Origin of the sequence: Actinomadura miaoliensis, assembly GCF_039536785.1 — a bacterium.
Classification (GTDB): Bacteria; Actinomycetota; Actinomycetes; order Streptosporangiales; family Streptosporangiaceae; genus Spirillospora; species Spirillospora miaoliensis.
The window spans coordinates 54,306-73,953 of the sequence record NZ_BAAAZG010000016.1 but is presented as its reverse complement, the minus strand read 5'-3'; the positions used below and the strand labels follow the sequence as shown (position 1 = coordinate 73,953).

Sequence of the window (19,648 nt, the reverse complement as noted above, 5' to 3'; positions counted from 1 at the left end):
CCCGCAACGATCTTGTGGCGGGGGTAGCTTCGCGCGTGGTCGACCGCTGGGAGGCGGAGATGGGCAGCCACGGCGACAGCGAGAACCCCAAGGACGGAAAGTTCACCAAGCAGCAGTCGGACGGCACCACCGGCCCCAAGCACGGATCCGGCAAGGAAAAGTGACCGCCGACCCCACCCTCAGCGCCAGAGATCTCGAGGCCGAACTCGAATCGGCCGGAGCGCTGCCCGCGACATGGCGGGACGAGTTCCGCGCCACGCCGCGGCACCTGTTCATTCCCGACGATGTCTGGACCGAGGCGCCCGGCGGCTGGCGGCGACTGTCCCGCCTGACGGAACCCGATGTCTGGTGGGAGATGGTCGGCCGGGACGGGTACATCGTCACCCAGGTCGACGACGGCCGGCCGGCCGACCCGGACCACGGCGAGTACTCCACCAGCAGCGCCAGCCAACCCAGCCTCGTCCTGCGCATGCTCGACGAGCTGCACGCCGAGCCGGGGACGCGAGTGTTGGAGATCGGAACCGGCACCGGGTACAACGCCGCGCTCCTGGCCGCGCGGCTCGGCCCCGGCAACGTGACCACGGTGGAAGTCGACCCGCGGCTGGCCGAGCGCGCCCGCCAGGCCCTGGCCCGCGTCGGCCGCCCGGTGCGGGTCATCACCGCAGACGGCGCCGCTGGGCACCCCCCACACGCCCCCTATGACCGGATCATCGCTACCGCGTCGGTGCAGCGCGTCCCCGCGGCGTGGATCGAGCAGACCCGGCCGGGCGGGATCATCCTGACCCCGTGGGGCAACGCGTACCACAACGACGCACTGCTACGGCTCACTGTGCACGAGGACGGAACCGCGTCAGGCCCGTTCGCCGGGCGGGCCCCGTTCATGTGGATGAGGGACGCCCGCGTGCTGCTTGGCACGCTGAGCGATCACGTTCACGACGGCGACGCCCCCGACGTGTCCACCACCGACCTGGACCTGTGTGACATGTTCGGTCGTCCCGACGTCGACTTCGCGATCGGCGTCCAGGTGCCCGGTGTGTCCTGGCACCGCTTCGACGCCGACGATGGGTCCGGCGAATTCACCGTCTGGCTCATCGACGTCGAGACGGGCGGCCGATCGTGGGCCTCGGTCGACTTCGAGGGCAACGCCGTCCACCGGGTCGAGCAGTACGGGCCGCGGCGCCTCTGGGACGAGGTCGCCGCCGCGTACCGGACTTGGCTGGGCCACGGCCGACCGGGAGTCACCCGCTTCGGTATGACGGTCCTGCCTGACGGGCGACATCAGGTGTGGCTCGATGCGCCATCGATGTCGTCTTGGGCCCCGGTGCGCTACTGAGCGTCTCGGCTGGTTGACCACCAGGACAACGGGACGCGGAAGAGCTCCTGGCTGATCGTCGGCGATGCGACGTCTAGCTGTGATCATGGCTGTACGCACGCCCTTTTTCCGGGCGGCTTATGGTTGTTCGGGCTGGTAGGTGTGGGTGTTGCAGGTCGACCATGACGAGGCCGGAGAGGGAAGACCTTGGACCGTGTACTGCAGATAGGCCCGCTGCTGCCGTCTCTTGAGCGCGACATGCGCGAGCACTACGACGTCGTGCTGCTGGATGACGTGCCGGACGGATATCTCGACGAGCACGGCGCCGAGTTCGCGGCCGCGGTCGCCAGCTCGCGCATCGGAGTGGACCGCGCGCTGATGGACCGGCTCCCGTCGCTGCGCGTGATCGTGAACTTCGGGGTGGGGTACGAGACGACCGACGTGGAGGCGGCGAAGGAACGCGGCATCGCCGTCGCCAATACGCCCGACGTGCTCAACGACTGTGTCGCCGACACGGCCGTGGGCGGGCTGATCGACGTGATGCGCCGGTTCTCCGCCGCCGACCGGTTCGTGCGGCGCGGCGACTGGACCCGTGGTCCGTTTCCGCTGGCGACCAAGGTCAGCGGCAAAAGGGTCGGCATTCTCGGTCTGGGGCGCATCGGCCGGGCCATCGCCCGCCGGTTGGAGGGCTTCGACGTCGAGATCGCCTACCATTCGCGGTCACGGGTCGAAGGCGTCCCCTATGCGCGCATGGAGACACCGGAAAAGCTCGCGGCCTGGTGCGACGCACTGATCGTGGCGACCTCGGGTGGGGCGGGCACCCGGGGCCTGGTCTCGGCGGCGGTGCTGGAGGCGCTGGGGCCGGACGGCTACCTGGTGAACATCTCGCGCGGCAGCGTGGTGGACGAACCCGCGCTGGTCGCCGCCCTGACCGGCGGACGGATCGCGGGTGCCGCACTCGACGTGTTCGCCCACGAGCCGGACGTGCCCGCCGAGCTCCTGACTCTCGACTCGGTCGTCCTGCTTCCGCACATCGGCAGCGCCACCCACGAGACGCGGCGGGCCATGGGCGACCTGGCCTTCCGCAACCTGCGGAACTTCATGGAGAAGGGCACGCTGATCACGCCCGTCCCGGAGATCTGACGCCCCCCGCGAGACGCCGGGCAGGTGCGGCCGCTCCACGAGGTCGTTGCCTCATGGGCGCGGGGCAGGCTTTCAGAGGGTCAGGCGGGCCACCGCACCTGTCTCCAGGGCCGTCCACACGGTGCCGTCCGGGCCCACCGTGATGCCGTGGGGTTCCGATGACGGCGTGGGAAGGTCGTACTCGGTGATCTCTCCGGCGGACGTGATGCGTCCGATGCGGTTGGCGCCCCATTCGGTGAACCAGCACTCTCCCGAGGGGGCCGCGGTGATGGCATGGGGGCGGGCGGCGCGATCGGGGAGCGGGAACTCCCGGATCGTGCCGTCCACGTCGAGCCTGCCGATCTGGCCGGCGGCGATCTCCACGAACCAGAGGGCGTCGTCGGCTCCGCATGTGATGCCGACCGGTGCGGCGTCCGCGGTGGGCAGCGGATGAAGCGTCACCTTGCCGTCGAGGTCGATACGGCCGATGGCGTTGGCCTGGTTGAGGGTGAACCACAACGCGCCGTCCGGACCCGGGGTGATCATCGAGGGGAACGCCCCCTGGGCGGGGAGGGGGAAGTGGACGATCTGTCCGTCGGGGGTGATGCGGCCGATCCGGTCGGTGTTCATCTCGGTGAACCACAAGGCGCCGTCCGGACCCGCACAGATCCCGAAGGGGGCACCGCCGGGTGCGGGCAGCGAGAACGCGCTGGTGGTGCCGTCGATCGTGATGCGGCCGATGTGGTCGTCCCCGGACCGGGTGAACCACAGCGCCCCGTCCGGTCCTTGGGTGATGATGGCCGGCCGGCACGTCTCCGAGCCCACGGGATACCGGCTGAGGTCACCGTCGAGGGTCAGCCGGGCGATCTCCCCGCCGTGGACCAGAGTGATCCACAACGCGCCATCGGACCCGGTCGTGATGCCGTACGGGCCCGCCTTGGCGTCCGCGACCGGGAACTCCCGGACGGACGGGTGATCGGAGTGCTGCATCCTTCTCCTTCCAGGGCGCTCGTCGCCCGGCCTCAGGAACGCGGCTTCGAGGTGCGGCGCACGAGTTCGACGATGACGGCGGCCAGTTCGGCGGGCCGGGTCATGGGCACGTTGTGGTTGGCCGCGATGTCGAGCAACTCGCGGTCCGGGGCGCTGTCGACCACGGCCTGCAGCTCGTCGCGGCGCTGCGCGTAGAAGCCGCGGGTGGGCAGCACGAACGTCAGGGGGCACCGGACACGCGCGTACACGTCCACAGAGGGATGATAGATCGGCGCGTGAGGGTCGGGGTCGCTCACGGTGGCGATCTCCTCGGTGGTCGGGCGGCGTTGCCAGCGCCCGTCCGCGCACCGCAGGAAGGCACGCCGCATGAGCTCGCGTACCAGCTCAGGACGTGCTCCGGCGTTGAGCCAGTCGGTCGCGGCCTCGCCCGCACACCGTTCGACGTAGGCCGACATCTGCTGTTCGTCAGCCCGCCAACCGTAGCGGAACATCTCCCGCAACCGGGCTGCCGCCTCTGGCGCCCGCCACTGGGTCTGGCCGCGCGCCGCCGTGTCCCGATCGTCGAGCACCATGCCGTCGACCACGCAGACCGCCGAGGGATCCACAAGGCCGGCGGCGGCCGCCGCGGTCACCGCGTACCCGCCCGTGGAATGCCCCACGAGCAGGGGACGGTCCCATCCCAGGGCCGCCACGACGTCGCCGAGGTCTCGCCAATACTGCTCGGGCGTGCTCGATGTGGGCTCGCTGTGCCCGTGCCCACGCAGGTCCAGCGCCACCGGGTGACAGTGATCCACCAGGCGCGGTGCCACATCAGCCCACGCCGCGGCGTTGTGACCGCTTCCGTGGACGAGCAACACGCCCGTTCCTCGCCCACCGAAGTCCACCCCCGACAGCACACCGTCGGCAACGGGCAACTCGACATGCCTTCCCAACATCGCGGACACCCTGCCCACCGAACCCCGGAGGTGCAACTGATCAAGGCCGTGCGTAGGCCCCCGGCGACCGCGATCGCCTTTGCCGGGGGGCTCGGCGGGCACGCGGGCCTGCAAGGGGTTGATCGCCGCGTCCGCTGCGTCGAAAGTCATGCGCCTCGGGCAGCGGCCGTGTGGAGCGTGCATTCGGCCGCCGGGGACGGCACGCACAGGCTTCCGTGGTCCACGGTCCGCTGGAGTATGGCCCGCGACGCCCTGTGACCGGTCCTGGGACCTGCGGGGATGGTGAGGAGGTACCACATGGTTCACATACAGTTGGCAAGGTGGAGAACTCAGCAAGCGCCCTGCGGGATGCCGCCCGCAAGCTTGAGAACATCCAGGCGATCACCGATGAGGCGTTCGCCCACATGGGCGTTGATGAGTTCCTGGACACCCTGCTCGAGCGCGTCCGCCAGATCCTGGAGGTCGACACCGCCGTCGTGCTGCTTCTGGACCGTCAGGCGCGGTTCCTGGTGGCGACGGCGGCGAAGGGGCTCGAGGAAGAGGTCACCCAGGCCGCTCACGTTCCGGTCGGCGAAGGCTTCGCCGGGCGTGTCGCCGCCGAGCGCCGGCCGGTCTACATCGACGACGTGGCCAACGCCAACGTGTTCAACCCGCTGCTGGTCCAGCGGGGCCTGCGCTCCCTGCTCGGCGTTCCCCTGATCGCCGGCGGCACGCTGGTGGGGGTTCTGCACATCGGGTCGCTCACCGAACGCCGCTTCACCAAGGACGAGACCGAGTTCCTGCAACTCGCGGCCGCGCGTGTCGCGATGGCGGTGCAGTCGCTGCTCACCAGGGCGGAACGCGCCGGAGCCCTGGAACTGCAACGCAGCCTGGTGCCGGCCGCGCTTCCGAGCATCCCCGGCGTCGAGTTCGCCGCCCGCTATCGGCCCGGCAAGGCGAGCGTCGGGGGTGACTGGTACGACGTCTTCACCCTTCCCTCCGGCGAGGTCGGCATCGTCATGGGGGACGTGGCGGGGCACGGGTTCCCGGCCGCGGTCGTGATGGGACGGATGCGCAGTGCCCTGCGGGCCTATGCGCTCGAGAACGACGATCCGGCGGAGGTACTGCGCAAGCTCAACCGCAAGATGCAGCACTTCGAGCCGGAGGCGACGGCGACCGTGCTGTACGCGATGTGCGACCCGGGGGCGGGCCGGATCCGGGTGTCCTCGGCCGGCCATTGCCCCCCGGTCCTCGCCCTGCCGGGGTGCGCGGGAAAGTTCCTCGACCTGGAGAGCGACGTCCTGATCGGCTTGGGGGAGGACCTGCCCCGCCGGACCACCACCGTCACGCTGCCTCCGGGCGCCCTGCTGTGCTTCTACACCGACGGGCTGGTGGAGCGGCGGAGAAGTCCACTCGCCCATGGCTTCTCCCGGCTGTGCGACGCGGTGTACGCGGGTCCCCCGGAGGCGGTCGGCGCCGCGGTCATGTCGGCGCTCATCGGCCGTGAGATGGCCGAAGACGACGTCGCCGTTCTGCTGATGCGCCGCACCCCGTGCTGACCACCCGCCCGGGGCGGTGGCTTCGTCGTCTGTGACGTCGCCATCCGCGTGACGCACAGTCGACCACCTGCCATCTGGTCGGACCAGTGAGTGAGGTCAGGCTCCGATCCGCGCCCATACGGCGGTGGCGGCGTCCTCGGCCACGAGATCCGCGTTGATGGCGGCGGCGGCCACGACCCCGGCCCCCGTCGCGGCCGCGACCATCGCCCCCAGATCGGTCGAGTTCCCCGCGGCCCACACGCCGGGGATCTCCGTCCGGCCCATCGGGTCCGTGGCGATGAACGCTCCGGCAGGCTGGTCGGTGGGGGTTCCGCCGAGCTGCTCGTACAGGTCCGACCGGGCCACGAACCGGGGAGCCACCGCCACCGCGTCCACCCCGAACTCGTGGCCGTCCTCCAGGACGACGGCCCGCAGGGCGCCGTCCTCGATGCGCAGCCGGTCGACGGTGCCGTCCACGACCTGGATGCTCAAGGCCGCGAGCTGAGCCCAGGCTTCGTCGCTCGGGTCGGGCATCCGGTGGGCGAAGAGCGTGACCTCCTCGCTGAGCTGTCGGAACATCAGGGCCTGGTGGACGCTGCGAGGGCTCGTGCCGAGCACGCCGACGCGCTGCCCGCGGACCTCCCAGCCGTGGCAGTACGGGCAGTGCAGCACGCTCTTTCCCCACAGCTCCCGCAGTCCCGGCACGTCGGGGAGCTGGTCGATCAACCCCGTCGCCAGCAGCAGCCGCCGGGCCCACACCGTCTCGCCGCCGGCGAGCTCCACCTCGAACCCGCCGTCGTGGCGACGCGTGGCCACGGCGCGGTCGTGACGCATCTGCGCCCCGTAGTGCGCCGCCTCCCGCCGCCCTGCGGCGAGCAGTTCGAGCGGCGGGATGCCGTCGTGTCCCAGGACGTTGTGTGCGCCGTCTGCGGGTGCGTTGCGCGGCTCGCCGGCATCCACGACGACTACCGACCGCAGGGAACGCGCCAGCGTGACGGCCGCGCTCAGACCCGCCGCCCCGCCGCCGATGATCGCGACGTCGTGATTCCGGTCCGTGTCCATGGAAGATCTCCTTCACCTCGTTGACGGCCATGCCGGACATTCGCCGTGCTGGCCGGGCAGCCGTGTGCTCGACTGTGCGAGCAGTTCAGGGCCGTCGGCGGGCAGCCCACGCGGTCCGGCTGGCGCGCAACGTCAGGTCGCGGCGGTGCAGGAGCGCGTCAGGGCGGTCGGCCGCCAGCAGATGGTCGAGTGCGTCGAGGTCGTCGGCGGCCAAGTGGCCGTCAAGGGCGGAGCGGAAGCCGCTCAGCAGGGCGTGCCCATAGCGTGTGGCGCTCGGCGGCGCCGGGCTCGCCTCGATGACGAAGGTGCGCTGAGCGGCCATCTCGAAACCGGCCCGCTCCAGATGAGGCCGCCAGTCAGGGTGCGCGTTCCAGCCCGCCCGAGCCGCCGCCTCATGGCAGCGCTCCTCCAGGCCGGGACGGCCGATGCCGATGTCGTCCGGGAGGAAGCGCGGCAGCGCGTCCATCTCGATGACGACCAGCAGACCTCCGGGGCGCAGGGCGGCGTGCACGTCGCCGAGCATCCGGTCCGGGTCGGCGACGTGATGCAGCGATGAGGCCGCCCACACCAGGTCGACGGAACCGATCGGGGGCCAGGCGTCGTCCAGGTCGGCCTGGACGACGCGCAGCCGATCATCCAGCCCCTGTGCGCGCGCCGCCGCGCGGACGCGGTCCAGCATCACCGCGGACTGGTCGACCGCGACGATCTCGGCCGCCGTGAAGCGCCGTGCCAGCGCCAGGCTGCCGCCGCCGGTGCCCGCCCCCAGGTCGGCGACCTTACGCGGTGCCCCGGAGGTGTGCTGTTGGACCCAGTCGGTCAGCTCGTCCAGGTACGCGCTGAACGTCTGCGCGTCCAGGTCGAGCATGTCCGCCAGCCCCGACTCGTCGTGGTGCGCGTGCCCGCCGTGACGAGGACCGTGATGGTGGTGAGCGTGCTGTGTCATGACTTCACGCTAAACGCTCCATGCGTCACTGACATACACTCTTGCGTATGACGCAAGAAGTGGATTTGGACAGGGTGATCCGGCAGCGCATCCGCGGTCTGCGGCTGGCGCGCGGCTGGTCACTGGACGCTCTGGCGGCCCGCTGCCATCTCAGCCCGTCCAGCCTGAGCCGCATCGAGACCGGACATCGCAGGATCGCCATCGACCAACTGGTCGCGATCGCCCGGGCCCTGGACACCACGCTCGACCAGCTCGTCGAGTCCGACGATGACGAGGACGTGGTGATCCGGCCGGAGCCCTGTCACACGCGCGGGATGACGAGCTGGCTCCTGTCCCGCGAACGTTCCCTGCACGGCGTGACCGTGGCGAAGATGCGCATCACCCCGGACCGCCCCAAAGGCGCCGAGCACCTGAAAGTGCACCCCGGTCGCGAGTGGTTCACCGTGCTGTCCGGGACGGCCCGCCTGCACCTGGGGGAGCGCACCATCCTGGTCAAGCCGGGCGACGCGGCCGAGTTCTCCACCATGACCCCGCACGCCATCGACGCCCACGAGGGGCCCGTCGAGATCCTCACCATCTTCGACCACAACGGAGAACGCACCCACCTGCACGTCTTCGACAACGCTCCGCAACCATGACGGCGACGTAGCCGTCTCCGGCAGCGATACCGGAACCGTCGGCCCGAACCCCGATTCCGGCAGCCTCGCCGCCGAAGCCCGGACGCCCCTGCACGCCCCCCACGGCCACGTCCAAGACAAGCGTCGCCGCCTGGCCAGAGCCGCGCCTGTGCACGATTGGGGTGGCTGTCTGCCTTTGCGGTGAGGGCCGGGGGCTCGCGTGCGGCGCTGGACGGACGCCATTCAGCTCCGTGACGTCTCGCGCCCGCAAGCGGCGATCACCGATTTCTCCGGCGTAGCGCTCACCGGTGACGTGAGGCCACCAGGCGTGAACTGTCAGGTGCTGGGGTTCAGCAGCTTGTTCAGCAGCGCCGTGAGCTGGGCGCGCTCCTGGTGGCTAAGGGGCTGGAAGACGTCGTCCAGGAAGCCGGGGATCGACTTCTCGACCTCGGTGAGGCGGCGCCGGCCGACGTCGGTGATGGTGACGGCGTATGAGCGTCGGTCGCGCGGATTGCGCTCGCGGCGGACGAGGCCGTCCCGTTCGAGGTCGTCGCAGACGCCGACCATGACGCTGCGGTCGATGCGCAGTTCCTCGCTGAGGGTCTGCTGGGAGCAGGGGCCGACCGCGGCGAGCATCTTCAGCACCAGGTGCTGGCCGACACCGAGGCCCTGGGCGCCCGCATGGGCGTCCGCCGCGCGCGCCACCGCTGTCGAGGTCCGGCACAGCGCGATGTCGAGCCGTTCGGCCGCCAGTTGCGGGAAGTAGCTCGGTTTCACGCGCCCGTCGGTCGTCTGCGACATCCGGTCCCCTTCCCGTCCAGTAGTCGCCACCCTACCAAACTCATCTCACCGGCGATTGTTTGACAGCAGATGGTTTGCGCGCCTACGGTCCATTTCGTCTGATCGCAGATTGTTTGATGACAGATGGAGTGAGGTCATGGCGTCTTCTGACGGCCGCGGCCGCATACGGGGTCGCGAACGCGCGGCCCTGGTGCTGCTGTGCGCGGCGGTGTTCCTGGACTCGATGGACCTGTCCCTGATGGGCGTGGCACTGCCCGCCATCGGCTCGGACCTGTCCTTGCCCGAGAGCACCCTGCAGTGGCTGATGTCCGGCTATGCGGTCGCCTACGGCGGGTTCCTGCTGCTGGGCGGCCGGATGGCCGACCTGTTCGGCCGACGCCGGATGTTCCTGGTGTCGCTGGCGGTGTTCGCGGCGGCGAGCCTGGTAGGCGGCCTGCTGTCGGCGGGCTGGCCACTGGTCGCCACGCGCGTGGTCAAGGGAGTGGCGGCCGCGTTGACGGCCCCGGCCGCGCTGTCTCTGATCACCACCACCTTCGCCGAAGGGCCGCGCCGCAACCGGGCGCTGGGTGTCTACGCGCTGGCGGGCGCGACCGGCTACAGCGCCGGACTGATCGCTTCTGGTGTTCTCACCGAGGTCAACTGGCGGCTGGTGTTCTTCCTGCCTGTCCCGATCGCCCTGCTCGTCCTGGTCACCGCGCCCCTGGTGCTCCCGGCGGGGAACACGCCGAACCGGTTGGGCGGTGGCGGGTTCGACCTGGCGGGCGCAGCCGCGGTCACCGGCGGCGTCCTACTGCTGGTGTACGCGCTGACCGAGACCGACTGGCGGGCCGGAGTCGTGGCGGTGGGCCTGCTCGGTGTGTTCGTGGCCGTCGAACGCCGGCAGCGGCTCCCGCTCGTCCCCTTGGGGGTGTTCCGGGTCCGGCGGACGGCCGCCGCCAATCTCGCGGCGCTCGCCTGGGCATGCGCGACCATCGGCTGGCAGTTCGTCGCCGTGCTGTACCTGCAGCAGGAACTCGGCTACACCGCGCTGGCCACCGGACTGGGAATCGTCCCGATGGGCCTGGCGATCGTGGTGACCGCCAACCTGACCGGACGGCTGATCAGCCGCTGGGGCCTCGGCCGCGTCGCCGCCGCGGGAATGCTGGTGCAGGCCGCGGGCATCCTGCTGTTCCTGCGGGCCGGCAGCTCAGGCGACTACCTCACGGTGCTGCTGCCCGCGCTGCTGGTGCACGGGATCGGCAACGGCCTTTCCTTCCCCAGCCTCAACATCGCCGCGGTGGGCGGGCTGCCCGACGACCAGCAGGGACTGGCGTCCGGGCTGGTCACCTCCGCCGTCCAGATCGGCGCGGGCATCGGTGTGGCGGCCTTGGCCGCCGTCATGAGCTTGGGCGACTCCGCCCTGGCCGGTTACCGGCTGGCGTTCCTCGCGGCGGGGAGCTTCTCGCTGATCGGGGCGCTCATCGCCCACTTCGGCCTGCGCGCCCCGGCCACCGCCCCTGCCCCCGCCCCCGCCTCGACCGACGCCTGATCATCGTCCCCTCGTGGAGAAGCCCGACATGACCTTGAACCTCACGCCCGACGAACTGCTGTCCACCACCCGCGCGGTGCGCAAGCGCCTCGACCTCACCCGGTCCGTGCCCCGCAAGCTCATCGAAGAGTGCGTCGACCTGGCCACCCAGGCACCGACCGGACGCAACCGCCAGCGCTGGCACTTCCTGGTCGTCACCGACCAGGCCCGGCGCCTGCGGATCGCGGACGTCTTCCGCCGCGCGCTGACCGCCGGCGGCGGCCGGCCGCTCACCGAACGCGACCTGCGGCGCATGTACGCCCACCCCGGTTCCATGGACCGCATCGCCGAGGGGCTGCAGTACCTATACGACAACATCCACCGCGTGCCGGTCTTCGTCATCCCCGCCGTGGAAGGTCGCACCGACCGGGCCTCCGTCCTGGACCAGTCCATGACGTGGGGCTCGATCTTGCCCGCCGTATGGAGCTTCATGCTCGCCGCCCGCGCCCGCGGCCTGGGCACCGTATGGACCACAGCCCAGGCCCCCTACGAACGCGAACTGGCCGAAATCCTCGGCGTCCCGCACGACGAGGTGATGCTCGCCGCCTTCATTCCGCTGGCCTACACCATCGGAACCGACTTCAAGCCCGCCCGTCGGATCCCCCGCGAGCAGATCCTGCACTGGGAGCACTGGTGACCACGCCGACCCTGCCCGTCGAAGTATCTCGGCCGTCGACCCGCATACTCCCGAGGCGGCTCATCGAGTCCGGGACGCATGGTTGGCGCTCGTCAGCTCAGTAGTCGGTGGCCTCGGAATGGAGGCCTTCTGCCTGAAGCTGATCTCCTCACCGATGACGGAAGATATTCGTCGAGGGGGTCATGGCACACCGTCCCGTGCCGCCGCGCCGAACACTGAGGACGCCGATCGTCGTTTACACGATCATGGCCAGGGCGCTTTCGGGCCGATGCCGGTGGTGGCGCCGGTTCCAGGGGGCGCCGACGACGATGTCGGTGAGGCACAGGACGGGGTCGACAGCGGCGTGAACGGGCCTCCTGCGCAGGGAACAGCGACGCGACTCGCGGGACATACGCACCCCCCGCCACCGCGTCGGCCCCGCTGTTGTAGCCGGTCGGGTAGGCGCTGACCATCCCCAGCCGCCCGTCCGGACCGGCGCGGGCAGGTCGCAGGTGAGCGGCGTGCACGCCGGTGTGGCATGACGGTCGGCGGCTGTGGACGTTCAGCGGACGCGGCGGCGGCCCGCCTCCACGGCGCCCAGGTGAGTCAGCGCCGAGTGCCGTAGCTGATGGAGCGTCTACCCGCCTGCGTGCGGGTCGAGTGCGGGCGAGGTGGTCTTGAACAGGTACCTCCGCGCCGAGTGCCGTAGCTGGTGCAGCGTCTACCCGCCTGCGTGGGGGGCGAGTGCGGGCAAGGTGGTCTTGAACAGGTACCTCCGCGTGCGGATGCGACAAGCGGTCCCGGCTGGTCACCGGGCGGACGTCGGCGGTTGCGGGGACGGCGGCCGGAGGCGGGGACGCGCCGGTCGGACAGCAGAACCGGCTCCGTTATCGCCGGGGCGACGCAGAGCCGCTTGGCCGCTTACTGACCAGCACAAACGTGAAAGCTGGCCTGCAGGCGGCCGGGGGCCACTGGGTAGATGGTGCGGTATGGACTGGCAGTCGATCTTCGCTCCGAGCGTCCCGCTGCTGGAGGGGTTCGTGCGTGGCACGGTGACCTTTCTCGTGCTGCTTGTTTTTCTGCGGCTGGTCGGGCAGCGCGAAGCGGGTGGCTTGGGGATCACGGACGTGTTGCTGGTCGTCCTGGTCGCCGAGGCCGCAGCGGCCGGTCTGCACGGTGAGGCCGAGTCGGTTACCGACGGTGTGGTACTGGTGGCCACGATCCTCTTCTGGAGTGTGGCGGTTGACGCCGTCGCCTATCGGTTCCCTCGGGTCGGGGCGCTGCTGAAGGCCCGGCCCAGGGCGCTGATCGAGAACGGCATGCTGAACCGCAAGGTGATGCTGCGGGAGTTCATGACGCCCGAGGAGGTCCAGTCGCATCTGCGGTTGCACGGCATCGAGGACATCGCCGTGGTCGACCGCGCGTACATCGAACCGAACGGCATGATCAGCGTGGTCCGTCGAGACCGCGGGGAGACCGAGCCGGTCGAGCCTCCCGAATCCCTGTGAGGCCGAGCAGGAGGCGGCCCCGCGGTCCCGCTGGCCGGTGCCCCGGCCCCCTACCTCAAGTGCTGGAGGAAGACCAGCTCGAAGTCGCGTGCTGCCTAGTTGCGGGGGAGTCGGGGCGGTTGCGGGCGGAGGCGGTTGCTGGGATGGGGCTGGCGAAGATCCAGCGGAATTCGGCGGGGTGGGTGGTGGCCCAGGCGCGCATGGCGCGGCAGGTGGCCAGCAGCCGTTCGGCGGGTGAGCCGGTGGCGCGGGCGGTCTGCATGGTCGCGGTCAGCTCCAGCGAGTGGGACTCGCAGGGGTCGGGCCTGCTCATCCCGGCCGACCGGCACCGCCTGACCCCGCTGTTCTGGCAGCACGTTCGCCCATACGGCGAGGTGGGGCTCGACATGGGCTCCCGGTTGGAGATCGGCGGTACCGATCTGGGTGGACTGGGCTGAGGCGAGGACTACTCGGTGGTGGCGAGCGCCCTCAGCCGGGCCGTGTGCCCAGGGAGGTGTTCGGTCGCCCGTAGACGGATCAGGCCGCTCCAGGACAACTGCTGGTCGGGGACGGGTTGGCCGTCGCGGTTGACCAGGCGAAGCTGAACCAAGGTGGCGGCGGCGTGGTCGGGGATCGCCTTGATCACGGTGCTGAGGTCGGTGGCGTTACGGCGTATCAGGTCGACGCGCTGGGCATGGGTGGTGGAGGCGACCAAGGAGGCGATGGCGGTGTCGTCCATGGCCGGGCGGTTGTCGATGGTGACGGGCAGGCCGGCGAGTACGTCGCCTCCTGCGGCGGCGAGGATGCGGTCGCTGAGCACGAGGTGGCTCAAGGTCCAATCAACGGCAGAGCGTGCGGGCGCGGCGAGTGCGGCGGTATCGCTGATCGCTTCGGCTGCGGTGAGCAGGTCGCGGTAGGCCGCGTCGAGTTCGGTGGCATCCATGGCTTTCCCCGGGATGGTCGCGGTGGCGTGGTTTCAATCAGTGCTGGTATTGGGGGCAGATGGGATAGGCGAGATGCTGCGACGTGCTCGGGCGAGGACAAGCAGCATCACCAGGCACAGCAGCGCCGCGAACCCGGCGAAGTACTGCACGGCGGCAAGAAGGCCGGCCACGGTGGCGAGGAAGCCGACACCGATGACGGGCAGGCCGACGCCGAGATAGATGATCACGTAGAAGCTGGAGAGCACGTCGGCGTGGCGGTCGGCGGGGGCGGCTTGGTTGACTGCGGTGAGGCCGCCGAGGAACGCCAGGCCTTGGCCGGTGCCTGCGATGACGGTCGCGGCGAGCAAAAGGATCAGCGAGGAGAGCGCGCCGGCGAGGGCGAGCAGTACGAGTCCGGTGGCCAGCAGCGGCAGGCCGACCATCTCCAGCGCCCGGGCCGGTCTGCCGTAGCCGAGGAGTTGGGCGAGCGCGGAGCAGAGCAGCATCAGTGCCACGGCCGCACCGCCCAGCAGCAGGTTCGTGCTGCCCGACAGGGTGGCCACGTACGTGGGGACGAGGGTGAGGAACAACCCGATCACCGCGAACGCGAGGAAGCTGGCCGTCCCACTGGTAGCGAACACCGCTCGCATGTCAGCGGGGATCTCGGGCCGGCGAGGGCGCCACCGGGTCCTGGAGCGGGTCGACGGCAGTGTGATGACGGCTGCCATCGCGGGCGCCAGCAGCACGAACTCCACCACGAACGGCAGCACATGCGGTGCCGGAGCGTACTGGGCGAGCACGCCGGCCAGCACCGGCCCAAGTCCCAGGCCGCCCACGGAGGCCACGGTGGACACCAGCGCCGCCTTGCGCCGGTTTCCGCTGGGTTCCAGTTCTGTCAGCGCCGCGGTCAACGGCCCCGAGGCCGCGCCGAGCGCGAGGCCCTGCAGAATGCGGGCGGCGAACAGCCACTCCGTGCCCGCGGCGAGGGCGAACACCAGCGATCCCAGCGCGGCCAGAGCCACTGCCGGCAGCAGCACGCTGCGGCGGCCGACCGCGTCCGACAGCGTGCCCGCCACCAGCAGTGAGGGGATCAGCACAGCCACGTACGCGGCGAAGATCAGCGTGACCATCAACGGCGAGAACCCGTATTCGGCCTCGTAGCCCCGATACAACGGCGTCGGCAGATTCGTGCCGGTGAGCAGTATCAGCAACGCGTAAGCCGCGGCCCAAAATCGCCATCGCCCTGCCGGGGCAGTCTTCGTGTCCGGGTCCGTGTTCAGCGCGCTGGGACGCGCACCCGGACTGTAGTGGTGCGGTGGCCTCCCCCTGGGGGCGGCGGCGGAGCGTTCGAGCGGCATTCGTCCCTCCGGGTCATGTTCGGGGTTCCCGAACATAGCAGATGTTCGAGAACGCCGAACATGTTTGGCTATCCTGGAGGCATGGCCAGCCGTACCGCGACCGAGCTCATCCACCCCGACCGCGCCCAACTGCGGTTCACCACCGTGCTGGCCGCCCTCAGCGACCCGGTCCGACTGGCCATCGTCGCCCGGCTCGCCGACGTCGAGCCCGATGGTGAACTGGCCTGCACCACGTTCGCCCTGCCGGTCAGCAAGTCCACCCAGAGCGGCCACTTCAAGGTCCTCAGAGAAGCCGGCGTGATTCGCCAGCGGGACGAGGGGACCCGGCGACTGAACCGGCTGCGCCGAGACGATCTCGACGCCCGCTTCCCCGGCCTCCTCGACCTCGCCATCCCGCAAGGACACGAAGTGATCGCCAACTGGTGACCCGAAGGCCGGTCGGCCGAGACGCCGACGAAACCGACAGCCGGACCTGCTGAGGGTTGTTCGCTTGGGGATCGGCCCGCGAGGAGGATCGGACCGGATTTCGGCGGTAGCGGGTTGAGGGCCGCGTTCGGTGCGGGCGTTCATCTAACGACCGCTTGAAGAACGAAAGGCGGCCCGCTGTGGCGCTCATCGGTCTGCGGTCCGGGTCAGCACCCACAGGCAGAAGACTCAGCGGCAACCACGCGAGGTGTACGCGGAGGAGCAGCGCCGGCTGGCGGTCGTGGTGCGGCGGGCGTTCTCCGCCGAGGCCGATGCGTGGGAGGGGAACCTGGCGGGCTGCGCGGCCATGCTGGAGGCCACCCTCGAACCCGGGGTGCGGCGGATCACGCTGGTGGAGGCGCCCGCGGCGCTGGGCTGGACGGACATGCGCGACATCCAGACCGGGTGCAAGGAGCAGTTGCGGAGCGGGCTGGGCATCATGACGCCCTGGATCCGATGTGCCTGAAGGTGTTCGAGGAGAAGACCAGCGGCAAGCTCGCCACCCAGAAGCGGCCCGCGGTGCTGGAAGCGGTGTCGCACATCCGTGACGGGACATGCTGGCCGTCCAGGAGGTCGACCGCCTCGACCGCGACCTCCTTGAGTGGTTGATCGCCCTTAACGACCTGTTCCAGCGCGGCATTGCGGTCAAGGTGCTGGAGGGCATCGCAGCCAGCGAGCACACCGAGCGTTCCCTGATCCTGGCCCTGGCAGAGGACCGGCGCCGCGACGTCGTCCGCAAGACCAAGGACGGCCTGGAGGCGGCCCGCCACCCGCAGACGCCCCCACTGATCATCCCCGCCTCGCTCCTGGAGGAGCGGCCCTCAACGGCACCCCCAGCGGTGACGGTTGCCCCCAAGTGATCTTGAGGTTCTAGCGTCGTGGCGTTGTCCGATGACGGAACGAACGCTATGACCATCCTGGTCACCGGAGCCACCGGAAACGTGGGCCGTCACGTGGTCGAAGAGCTGCTCGGCGGGGGCCACAAGGTCCGGGCCCTCACTCGTGACCCCGCTCGTGCCCTCGTGCCTGCAGGTGTGGAAGTGGCAGCCGGGGATCTCGCGGTGCCCGACAGCCTGGCATCCGCGCTGGAGGGCGTGACCGCCATGCACCCTGATCACCTTCGACGGCGGGGACGGCGCTCCGCTGCGCACCGGCCCGCAGATCGCGCGGCTGGCGGCCAAAGCGGGCGTCCGGCAGGTGACGATGCTGTGGAGCGGTGAGCCGGGCCCGGTCGAGGACGCCGTGGCGGCCGAAGGGCTGGCGTGGACCACGCTCCAGCCGCAGGAGTTCATGTCCAACGCCCTGCTGTGGACCGACTCGGTCAGGGACGAGGGCGTGGTGCGCGAGCCGTTCGGCGCCACCCGCAGCGCGATGATCGGTGAGGCCGACATCGGCGCCGTGGCCGCCAGGACGCTCACCGAGGACGACCACGCAGGCAGGGAGTACGTGATGACCGGGCCCGAGGTCCTGGACATGCCGCAGAAGCTGGCCGTTCTGAGTGGGGCCCTGGACCGCGAGATTCGGTTCGTGGAGCTGACCGAGGAGCAGGCGCGCGAGCGGATGCGCCAGGCGGGCGCTTCCCAGGAGGCCATCGACCATGTCGTCGGCTGGTACGCCGACCCGCCCGAAGAGGCGTACACAGTGACCGACACGGTCGAACAAATCCTCGGACGCCCCGCTCGCACCTTCGAACAGTGGGTGCGAGAGCACGCCGACGCCTTTCGTTAATCACAGGGCCTAAGGCGGCCACGAGGTTTTCGTAGTTGTCCCACGGCACCTGGGTGTGCTGGACAAGGAAGCGTCTACCGGGCGGGTGGGCGGTCAAGGGACACGGCATAGGCGGGGATGAATGACACCGCGGTGGTCGCCGACGGCACCCAGGTGGAGACCTACATCGACAATCTCCTCGCGGAGACATCCATCCGGTACGGGGGCGTCGGGGGGATCGCCCATCACCACGTCTCTGACACCTACGTGGCGTTGTTCTCCCGGTTCATCCTGTTGCGGGGCGTGGGAGGCGGTGCACGTGATCGAGGGAACGAGTCCGACATCCAGCCCGCCACCCGTGCACGCCGACACCCAAGGCCAGTCGGCGCCGGTGTTCACCCTGACCGCGCTGTTCGGTTTCGACCTGATGCCGCGCATCCGCGACTTTAAGGACCTGGTGTTCTTCCGGGCGTCCGAGCACCTGGTCTATCCGCACATCGACGAGCGGTTCGGCGAACACGCCGCCGGCGGCGGCGGACGCAACCTGATCGACTGGAAGCTGATCGAACGGCATTTGGCGCGACCTGATGCCGGTGGCCATCTCCATCAGCGAGGGCCGGTTGAGCTCGGCGACGCTGATGCGCCGGCTGCGGGGGGAGTGGGGCCGGTGCCGCTGGTGTGGCTGCCGCGGGACGGCCAGGTCGTGGCCAAGCTCCCGCCGCGCAAGGGCAACACGAGCACCCACGAACCCCGCCACACCAGCAGCCGCACCAGCGAAAACCCAAAATGGTGGATCTTCAGTGAAGATCCGACTGGACCTCGGTCAGTCGATGCCTTCGACGATGCGGAAGTCGCGCTCGAAGCCGTCGGGGAGGGCCACCAGCGCCTTCTGGTATGCCTCGCTCTCGTATGCCGCGACGGCCTGTTCAAAGCTGTCGAACTCGATCAGAACGACGCGTTGCGTGATTCCGGCCTCGTGGGCGACGACTCGACCGCCACGGGACGGGAGGAGGGACAGGTTGCGCCCGCCCCCAGCCTGGACAGCCGGACCGGCCAGCTTGTCGTAGGCAGCCAGCCTCTCAGGGTCGGAAATGGCGGGGTAGACACTGACCCAGTAGCCCTTAGCCATGGAAACCTCCTGTGTTCGGCCGGACACGTCCGACTTCGAATTGACACTCAGATCGATCGATCCCGGCGACGGGTACTGCGGCCGGTTGAATCGTCATATGCGCAGGTTAGGGCTTGATGTGCGGTCGAGGGAAAGACCGGTACGGGATAGACTCAGAGCGGATCGTTATCAATCGGCAGGGAGGGCACGTGGCGCCGGATACGGTGAGCCTGCGGTACTTCCTGGTGCTGGCGCAGGAGTTGAACTTCACCCGCGCGGCCGCACGGATCGGTATCGCACAGCCCGCACTCAGCGCCCGGATGCGCCGATTGGAGGCGGAACTCGGTACGGCCCTGCTGGTCCGCAACACGCGTAGCGTCGTATTGACCACGGCCGGTGCGGCTTTGGCGGAGTCCGCGCCGCCCGCGCTGGCGGCGCTGGACCGGGCATGGGACACCGCCCGGAGCGCGGCGGCCGGTGAACTGGGCACGCTGCGCATCGGATACAGCCTCAGCGCCGGGGCCGAGACGGCACCGGCCCTGGTGGACAGGCTGATTCGCGGCAACAGCGGACTCGAGGTCGGCGCGGTCCCAATGGCGACACCGGAGATCTCCCCAGCGGTCGCCGACGGCCGCATCGATGCCGGGATCACCCGCGGTGAACAGCCGGGCCGTGGCGTGCGCCGGTTCCTGCTGCGGCGTGAGCGCGTCGGGGTCCAGTTGGCGCAGCACCATCCGCTGGCCGAACACCCGGAGATCGAGATCGCCGACGCGGCCGCGTATCCGCTGCGACTCCCGGACCGTGCGGCCAACCCCGTGATCCACGATCAGCTGTCCGCACTGTTCCGAGACACCCGACCGCACCCCCGGTTCCACACGCCCGCAGTCTCTTTCGACATGTCTCAGCGCGACCTGCGCGACGGGGTCACCCTCGCCCCGGCCGGAGAAGCCGCGGTCACGGCACAACCGGCCGGTCTCACCTGGCGACCGCTGCGGGGCGCGCCCAGCCTGACGATCCACCTGGTCCTCCCACGCGAGCAGTCGCCGCTACACCGCCGCATCCGTGCCGTCGCCAAAACCCTGGCGCACGAGCTGCACTGGCTGCCGGACTGACGCGCA

The 19,648-nt window shown here is 70.1% G+C and carries 23 protein-coding genes and 1 pseudogene; 16 read left to right on the top strand and 8 right to left on the bottom strand.

Annotation, left to right across the window (positions count from 1 at the left end; all coding sequences use genetic code 11):
• The first annotated feature begins 35 nt into the window (after positions 1–35).
• The 3 genes from ABD811_RS12980 to ABD811_RS12970 all read left to right on the top strand — a co-directional run bounded on the left by ABD811_RS12980 (position 36) and on the right by ABD811_RS12970 (position 2,455).
• Positions 36–164 carry a hypothetical protein gene (locus tag ABD811_RS12980; RefSeq protein ID WP_344945879.1) on the top strand — a complete coding sequence of 43 codons (129 nt, stop codon included), beginning with the start codon at positions 36–38 and terminating at the stop codon, positions 162–164.
• Positions 161–1,333 (top strand): methyltransferase domain-containing protein, encoded by a 1,173-nt coding sequence (locus ABD811_RS12975; RefSeq protein ID WP_344945876.1) that lies wholly within the window; start codon positions 161–163, stop codon positions 1,331–1,333. Before ABD811_RS12980 ends, ABD811_RS12975 begins: the two co-directional genes overlap by 4 nt.
• A gap of 186 nt (positions 1,334–1,519) precedes the next feature.
• Positions 1,520–2,455 (top strand): 2-hydroxyacid dehydrogenase, encoded by a 936-nt coding sequence (locus tag ABD811_RS12970; protein WP_344945873.1) that lies wholly within the window; start codon positions 1,520–1,522, stop codon positions 2,453–2,455.
• A gap of 72 nt (positions 2,456–2,527) precedes the next feature.
• On the opposite strand, the gene ABD811_RS12965 is transcribed toward ABD811_RS12970, so the two are convergent.
• Together ABD811_RS12965 and ABD811_RS12960 are read right to left on the bottom strand one after the other, a co-directional pair.
• Entirely contained in the window at positions 2,528–3,424 is an 897-nt protein-coding gene (locus ABD811_RS12965; RefSeq protein ID WP_344945870.1) for a Vgb family protein, read from the bottom strand.
• A 32-nt stretch (positions 3,425–3,456) separates the two neighbouring features.
• A complete protein-coding gene (locus ABD811_RS12960; RefSeq protein ID WP_344945867.1) occupies positions 3,457–4,509 on the bottom strand; it encodes an alpha/beta fold hydrolase in 1,053 nt (350 codons plus the stop codon).
• A 170-nt stretch (positions 4,510–4,679) separates the two neighbouring features.
• On the opposite strand from ABD811_RS12960, the gene ABD811_RS12955 reads away from it, so the two are divergent.
• A complete protein-coding gene (locus ABD811_RS12955; RefSeq protein WP_344945864.1) occupies positions 4,680–5,897 on the top strand; it encodes a PP2C family protein-serine/threonine phosphatase in 1,218 nt (405 codons plus the stop codon).
• 96 nt (positions 5,898–5,993) lie between these two features.
• Here ABD811_RS12955 and ABD811_RS12950 read toward each other — a convergent pair whose 3' ends face one another.
• Both ABD811_RS12950 and ABD811_RS12945 read right to left on the bottom strand, forming a co-directional pair.
• Entirely contained in the window at positions 5,994–6,938 is a 945-nt protein-coding gene (locus ABD811_RS12950) for an NAD(P)/FAD-dependent oxidoreductase (RefSeq protein WP_344945861.1), read from the bottom strand.
• 85 nt (positions 6,939–7,023) lie between these two features.
• Positions 7,024–7,881, bottom strand: a complete 858-nt coding sequence (locus ABD811_RS12945; RefSeq protein ID WP_344945859.1) for a class I SAM-dependent methyltransferase — start codon at positions 7,879–7,881, stop codon at positions 7,024–7,026.
• A 47-nt stretch (positions 7,882–7,928) separates the two neighbouring features.
• Here ABD811_RS12945 and ABD811_RS12940 point away from each other — a divergent pair, with 47 nt between their 5' ends.
• On the top strand, positions 7,929–8,519 hold the full coding sequence (locus tag ABD811_RS12940; RefSeq protein WP_344945856.1) for a helix-turn-helix domain-containing protein: 591 nt from the start codon (positions 7,929–7,931) through the stop codon (positions 8,517–8,519).
• Between the two features lie 315 nt (positions 8,520–8,834).
• On the opposite strand, the gene ABD811_RS12935 is transcribed toward ABD811_RS12940, so the two are convergent.
• Entirely contained in the window at positions 8,835–9,299 is a 465-nt protein-coding gene (locus ABD811_RS12935; protein ID WP_344945853.1) for a MarR family winged helix-turn-helix transcriptional regulator, read from the bottom strand.
• 136 nt (positions 9,300–9,435) lie between these two features.
• On the opposite strand from ABD811_RS12935, the gene ABD811_RS12930 reads away from it, so the two are divergent.
• The 3 genes from ABD811_RS12930 to ABD811_RS12920 all read left to right on the top strand — a co-directional run bounded on the left by ABD811_RS12930 (position 9,436) and on the right by ABD811_RS12920 (position 12,990).
• A complete protein-coding gene (locus ABD811_RS12930) occupies positions 9,436–10,827 on the top strand; it encodes an MFS transporter (RefSeq protein ID WP_344945850.1) in 1,392 nt (463 codons plus the stop codon).
• A gap of 28 nt (positions 10,828–10,855) precedes the next feature.
• On the top strand, positions 10,856–11,503 hold the full coding sequence (locus ABD811_RS12925; protein ID WP_344945848.1) for a nitroreductase family protein: 648 nt from the start codon (positions 10,856–10,858) through the stop codon (positions 11,501–11,503).
• 968 nt (positions 11,504–12,471) lie between these two features.
• Entirely contained in the window at positions 12,472–12,990 is a 519-nt protein-coding gene (locus ABD811_RS12920; RefSeq protein ID WP_344945845.1) for a DUF421 domain-containing protein, read from the top strand.
• Between the two features lie 55 nt (positions 12,991–13,045).
• Here the strand turns inward: ABD811_RS12920 and ABD811_RS12915 are convergent, their stop codons facing one another.
• The gene (locus ABD811_RS12915; protein ID WP_344946436.1) at positions 13,046–13,192 is read right to left on the bottom strand and encodes a hypothetical protein; all 147 of its coding nucleotides are present in this window, start codon (positions 13,190–13,192) and stop codon (positions 13,046–13,048) included.
• Between ABD811_RS12915 and ABD811_RS12910 the strand changes: the two genes are divergently transcribed.
• Entirely contained in the window at positions 13,134–13,427 is a 294-nt protein-coding gene (locus ABD811_RS12910) for a hypothetical protein (protein WP_344946446.1), read from the top strand. The two genes, ABD811_RS12915 and ABD811_RS12910, sit on opposite strands and share 59 nt — an antisense overlap.
• An 8-nt stretch (positions 13,428–13,435) precedes the next feature.
• Here the strand turns inward: ABD811_RS12910 and ABD811_RS12905 are convergent, their stop codons facing one another.
• Both ABD811_RS12905 and ABD811_RS12900 read right to left on the bottom strand, forming a co-directional pair.
• Positions 13,436–13,912 carry a hypothetical protein gene (locus tag ABD811_RS12905; RefSeq protein WP_344945842.1) on the bottom strand — a complete coding sequence of 159 codons (477 nt, stop codon included), beginning with the start codon at positions 13,910–13,912 and terminating at the stop codon, positions 13,436–13,438.
• A gap of 33 nt (positions 13,913–13,945) precedes the next feature.
• On the bottom strand, positions 13,946–15,103 hold the full coding sequence (locus ABD811_RS12900) for an MFS transporter (protein ID WP_344945839.1): 1,158 nt from the start codon (positions 15,101–15,103) through the stop codon (positions 13,946–13,948).
• 228 nt (positions 15,104–15,331) lie between these two features.
• Between ABD811_RS12900 and ABD811_RS12895 the strand changes: the two genes are divergently transcribed.
• From ABD811_RS12895 to ABD811_RS12855, 7 genes and pseudogenes are all read left to right on the top strand, one after another.
• On the top strand, positions 15,332–15,676 hold the full coding sequence (locus ABD811_RS12895; RefSeq protein WP_344945836.1) for an ArsR/SmtB family transcription factor: 345 nt from the start codon (positions 15,332–15,334) through the stop codon (positions 15,674–15,676).
• Positions 15,677–15,923: 247 nt separating this feature from the next.
• On the top strand, positions 15,924–16,181 hold the full coding sequence (locus ABD811_RS12890; protein WP_344945833.1) for a hypothetical protein: 258 nt from the start codon (positions 15,924–15,926) through the stop codon (positions 16,179–16,181).
• 88 nt (positions 16,182–16,269) lie between these two features.
• Complete coding sequence (locus tag ABD811_RS12885) at positions 16,270–16,575, top strand: recombinase family protein (protein WP_344945830.1); 306 nt, start codon at positions 16,270–16,272, stop codon at positions 16,573–16,575.
• 48 nt (positions 16,576–16,623) lie between these two features.
• Entirely contained in the window at positions 16,624–16,935 is a 312-nt protein-coding gene (locus ABD811_RS12880; RefSeq protein WP_344945827.1) for an SDR family oxidoreductase, read from the top strand.
• Entirely contained in the window at positions 16,919–17,443 is a 525-nt protein-coding gene (locus ABD811_RS12875; RefSeq protein WP_344945824.1) for a Rossmann-fold NAD(P)-binding domain-containing protein, read from the top strand. Before ABD811_RS12880 ends, ABD811_RS12875 begins: the two co-directional genes overlap by 17 nt.
• A gap of 126 nt (positions 17,444–17,569) precedes the next feature.
• Positions 17,570–18,075 (top strand): annotated as a pseudogene (locus ABD811_RS43980) (Tn3 family transposase); the annotation flags it as partial.
• A gap of 664 nt (positions 18,076–18,739) precedes the next feature.
• Positions 18,740–19,642 carry a LysR family transcriptional regulator gene (locus tag ABD811_RS12855; protein WP_344945818.1) on the top strand — a complete coding sequence of 301 codons (903 nt, stop codon included), beginning with the start codon at positions 18,740–18,742 and terminating at the stop codon, positions 19,640–19,642.
• The last annotated feature ends 6 nt before the right edge of the window (positions 19,643–19,648 follow it).

Excerpts from the sequence above, each read along its gene's own strand:
- ABD811_RS12965 (WP_344945870.1), bottom strand. The coding sequence starts at position 3,424 with ATGCAGCACTCCGATCACCCGTCCGTCCGGGAGTTCCCGGTCGCGGAC.
- ABD811_RS12960 (WP_344945867.1), bottom strand. The coding sequence starts at position 4,509 with ATGACTTTCGACGCAGCGGACGCGGCGATCAACCCCTTGCAGGCCCGC.
- ABD811_RS12950 (WP_344945861.1), bottom strand. The coding sequence starts at position 6,938 with ATGGACACGGACCGGAATCACGACGTCGCGATCATCGGCGGCGGGGCG.
- ABD811_RS12945 (WP_344945859.1), bottom strand. The coding sequence starts at position 7,881 with ATGACACAGCACGCTCACCACCATCACGGTCCTCGTCACGGCGGGCAC.
- ABD811_RS12940 (WP_344945856.1), top strand. The coding sequence starts at position 7,929 with ATGACGCAAGAAGTGGATTTGGACAGGGTGATCCGGCAGCGCATCCGC.
- ABD811_RS12935 (WP_344945853.1), bottom strand. The coding sequence starts at position 9,299 with ATGTCGCAGACGACCGACGGGCGCGTGAAACCGAGCTACTTCCCGCAA.
- ABD811_RS12930 (WP_344945850.1), top strand. The coding sequence starts at position 9,436 with ATGGCGTCTTCTGACGGCCGCGGCCGCATACGGGGTCGCGAACGCGCG.
- ABD811_RS12925 (WP_344945848.1), top strand. The coding sequence starts at position 10,856 with ATGACCTTGAACCTCACGCCCGACGAACTGCTGTCCACCACCCGCGCG.
- ABD811_RS12920 (WP_344945845.1), top strand. The coding sequence starts at position 12,472 with ATGGACTGGCAGTCGATCTTCGCTCCGAGCGTCCCGCTGCTGGAGGGG.
- ABD811_RS12910 (WP_344946446.1), top strand. The coding sequence starts at position 13,134 with ATGGGGCTGGCGAAGATCCAGCGGAATTCGGCGGGGTGGGTGGTGGCC.
- ABD811_RS12915 (WP_344946436.1), bottom strand. The coding sequence starts at position 13,192 with ATGCGCGCCTGGGCCACCACCCACCCCGCCGAATTCCGCTGGATCTTC.
- ABD811_RS12905 (WP_344945842.1), bottom strand. The coding sequence starts at position 13,912 with ATGGATGCCACCGAACTCGACGCGGCCTACCGCGACCTGCTCACCGCA.
- ABD811_RS12895 (WP_344945836.1), top strand. The coding sequence starts at position 15,332 with ATGGCCAGCCGTACCGCGACCGAGCTCATCCACCCCGACCGCGCCCAA.
- ABD811_RS12885 (WP_344945830.1), top strand. The coding sequence starts at position 16,270 with ATGCTGGCCGTCCAGGAGGTCGACCGCCTCGACCGCGACCTCCTTGAG.
- ABD811_RS12880 (WP_344945827.1), top strand. The coding sequence starts at position 16,624 with ATGACCATCCTGGTCACCGGAGCCACCGGAAACGTGGGCCGTCACGTG.
- ABD811_RS12875 (WP_344945824.1), top strand. The coding sequence starts at position 16,919 with ATGCTGTGGAGCGGTGAGCCGGGCCCGGTCGAGGACGCCGTGGCGGCC.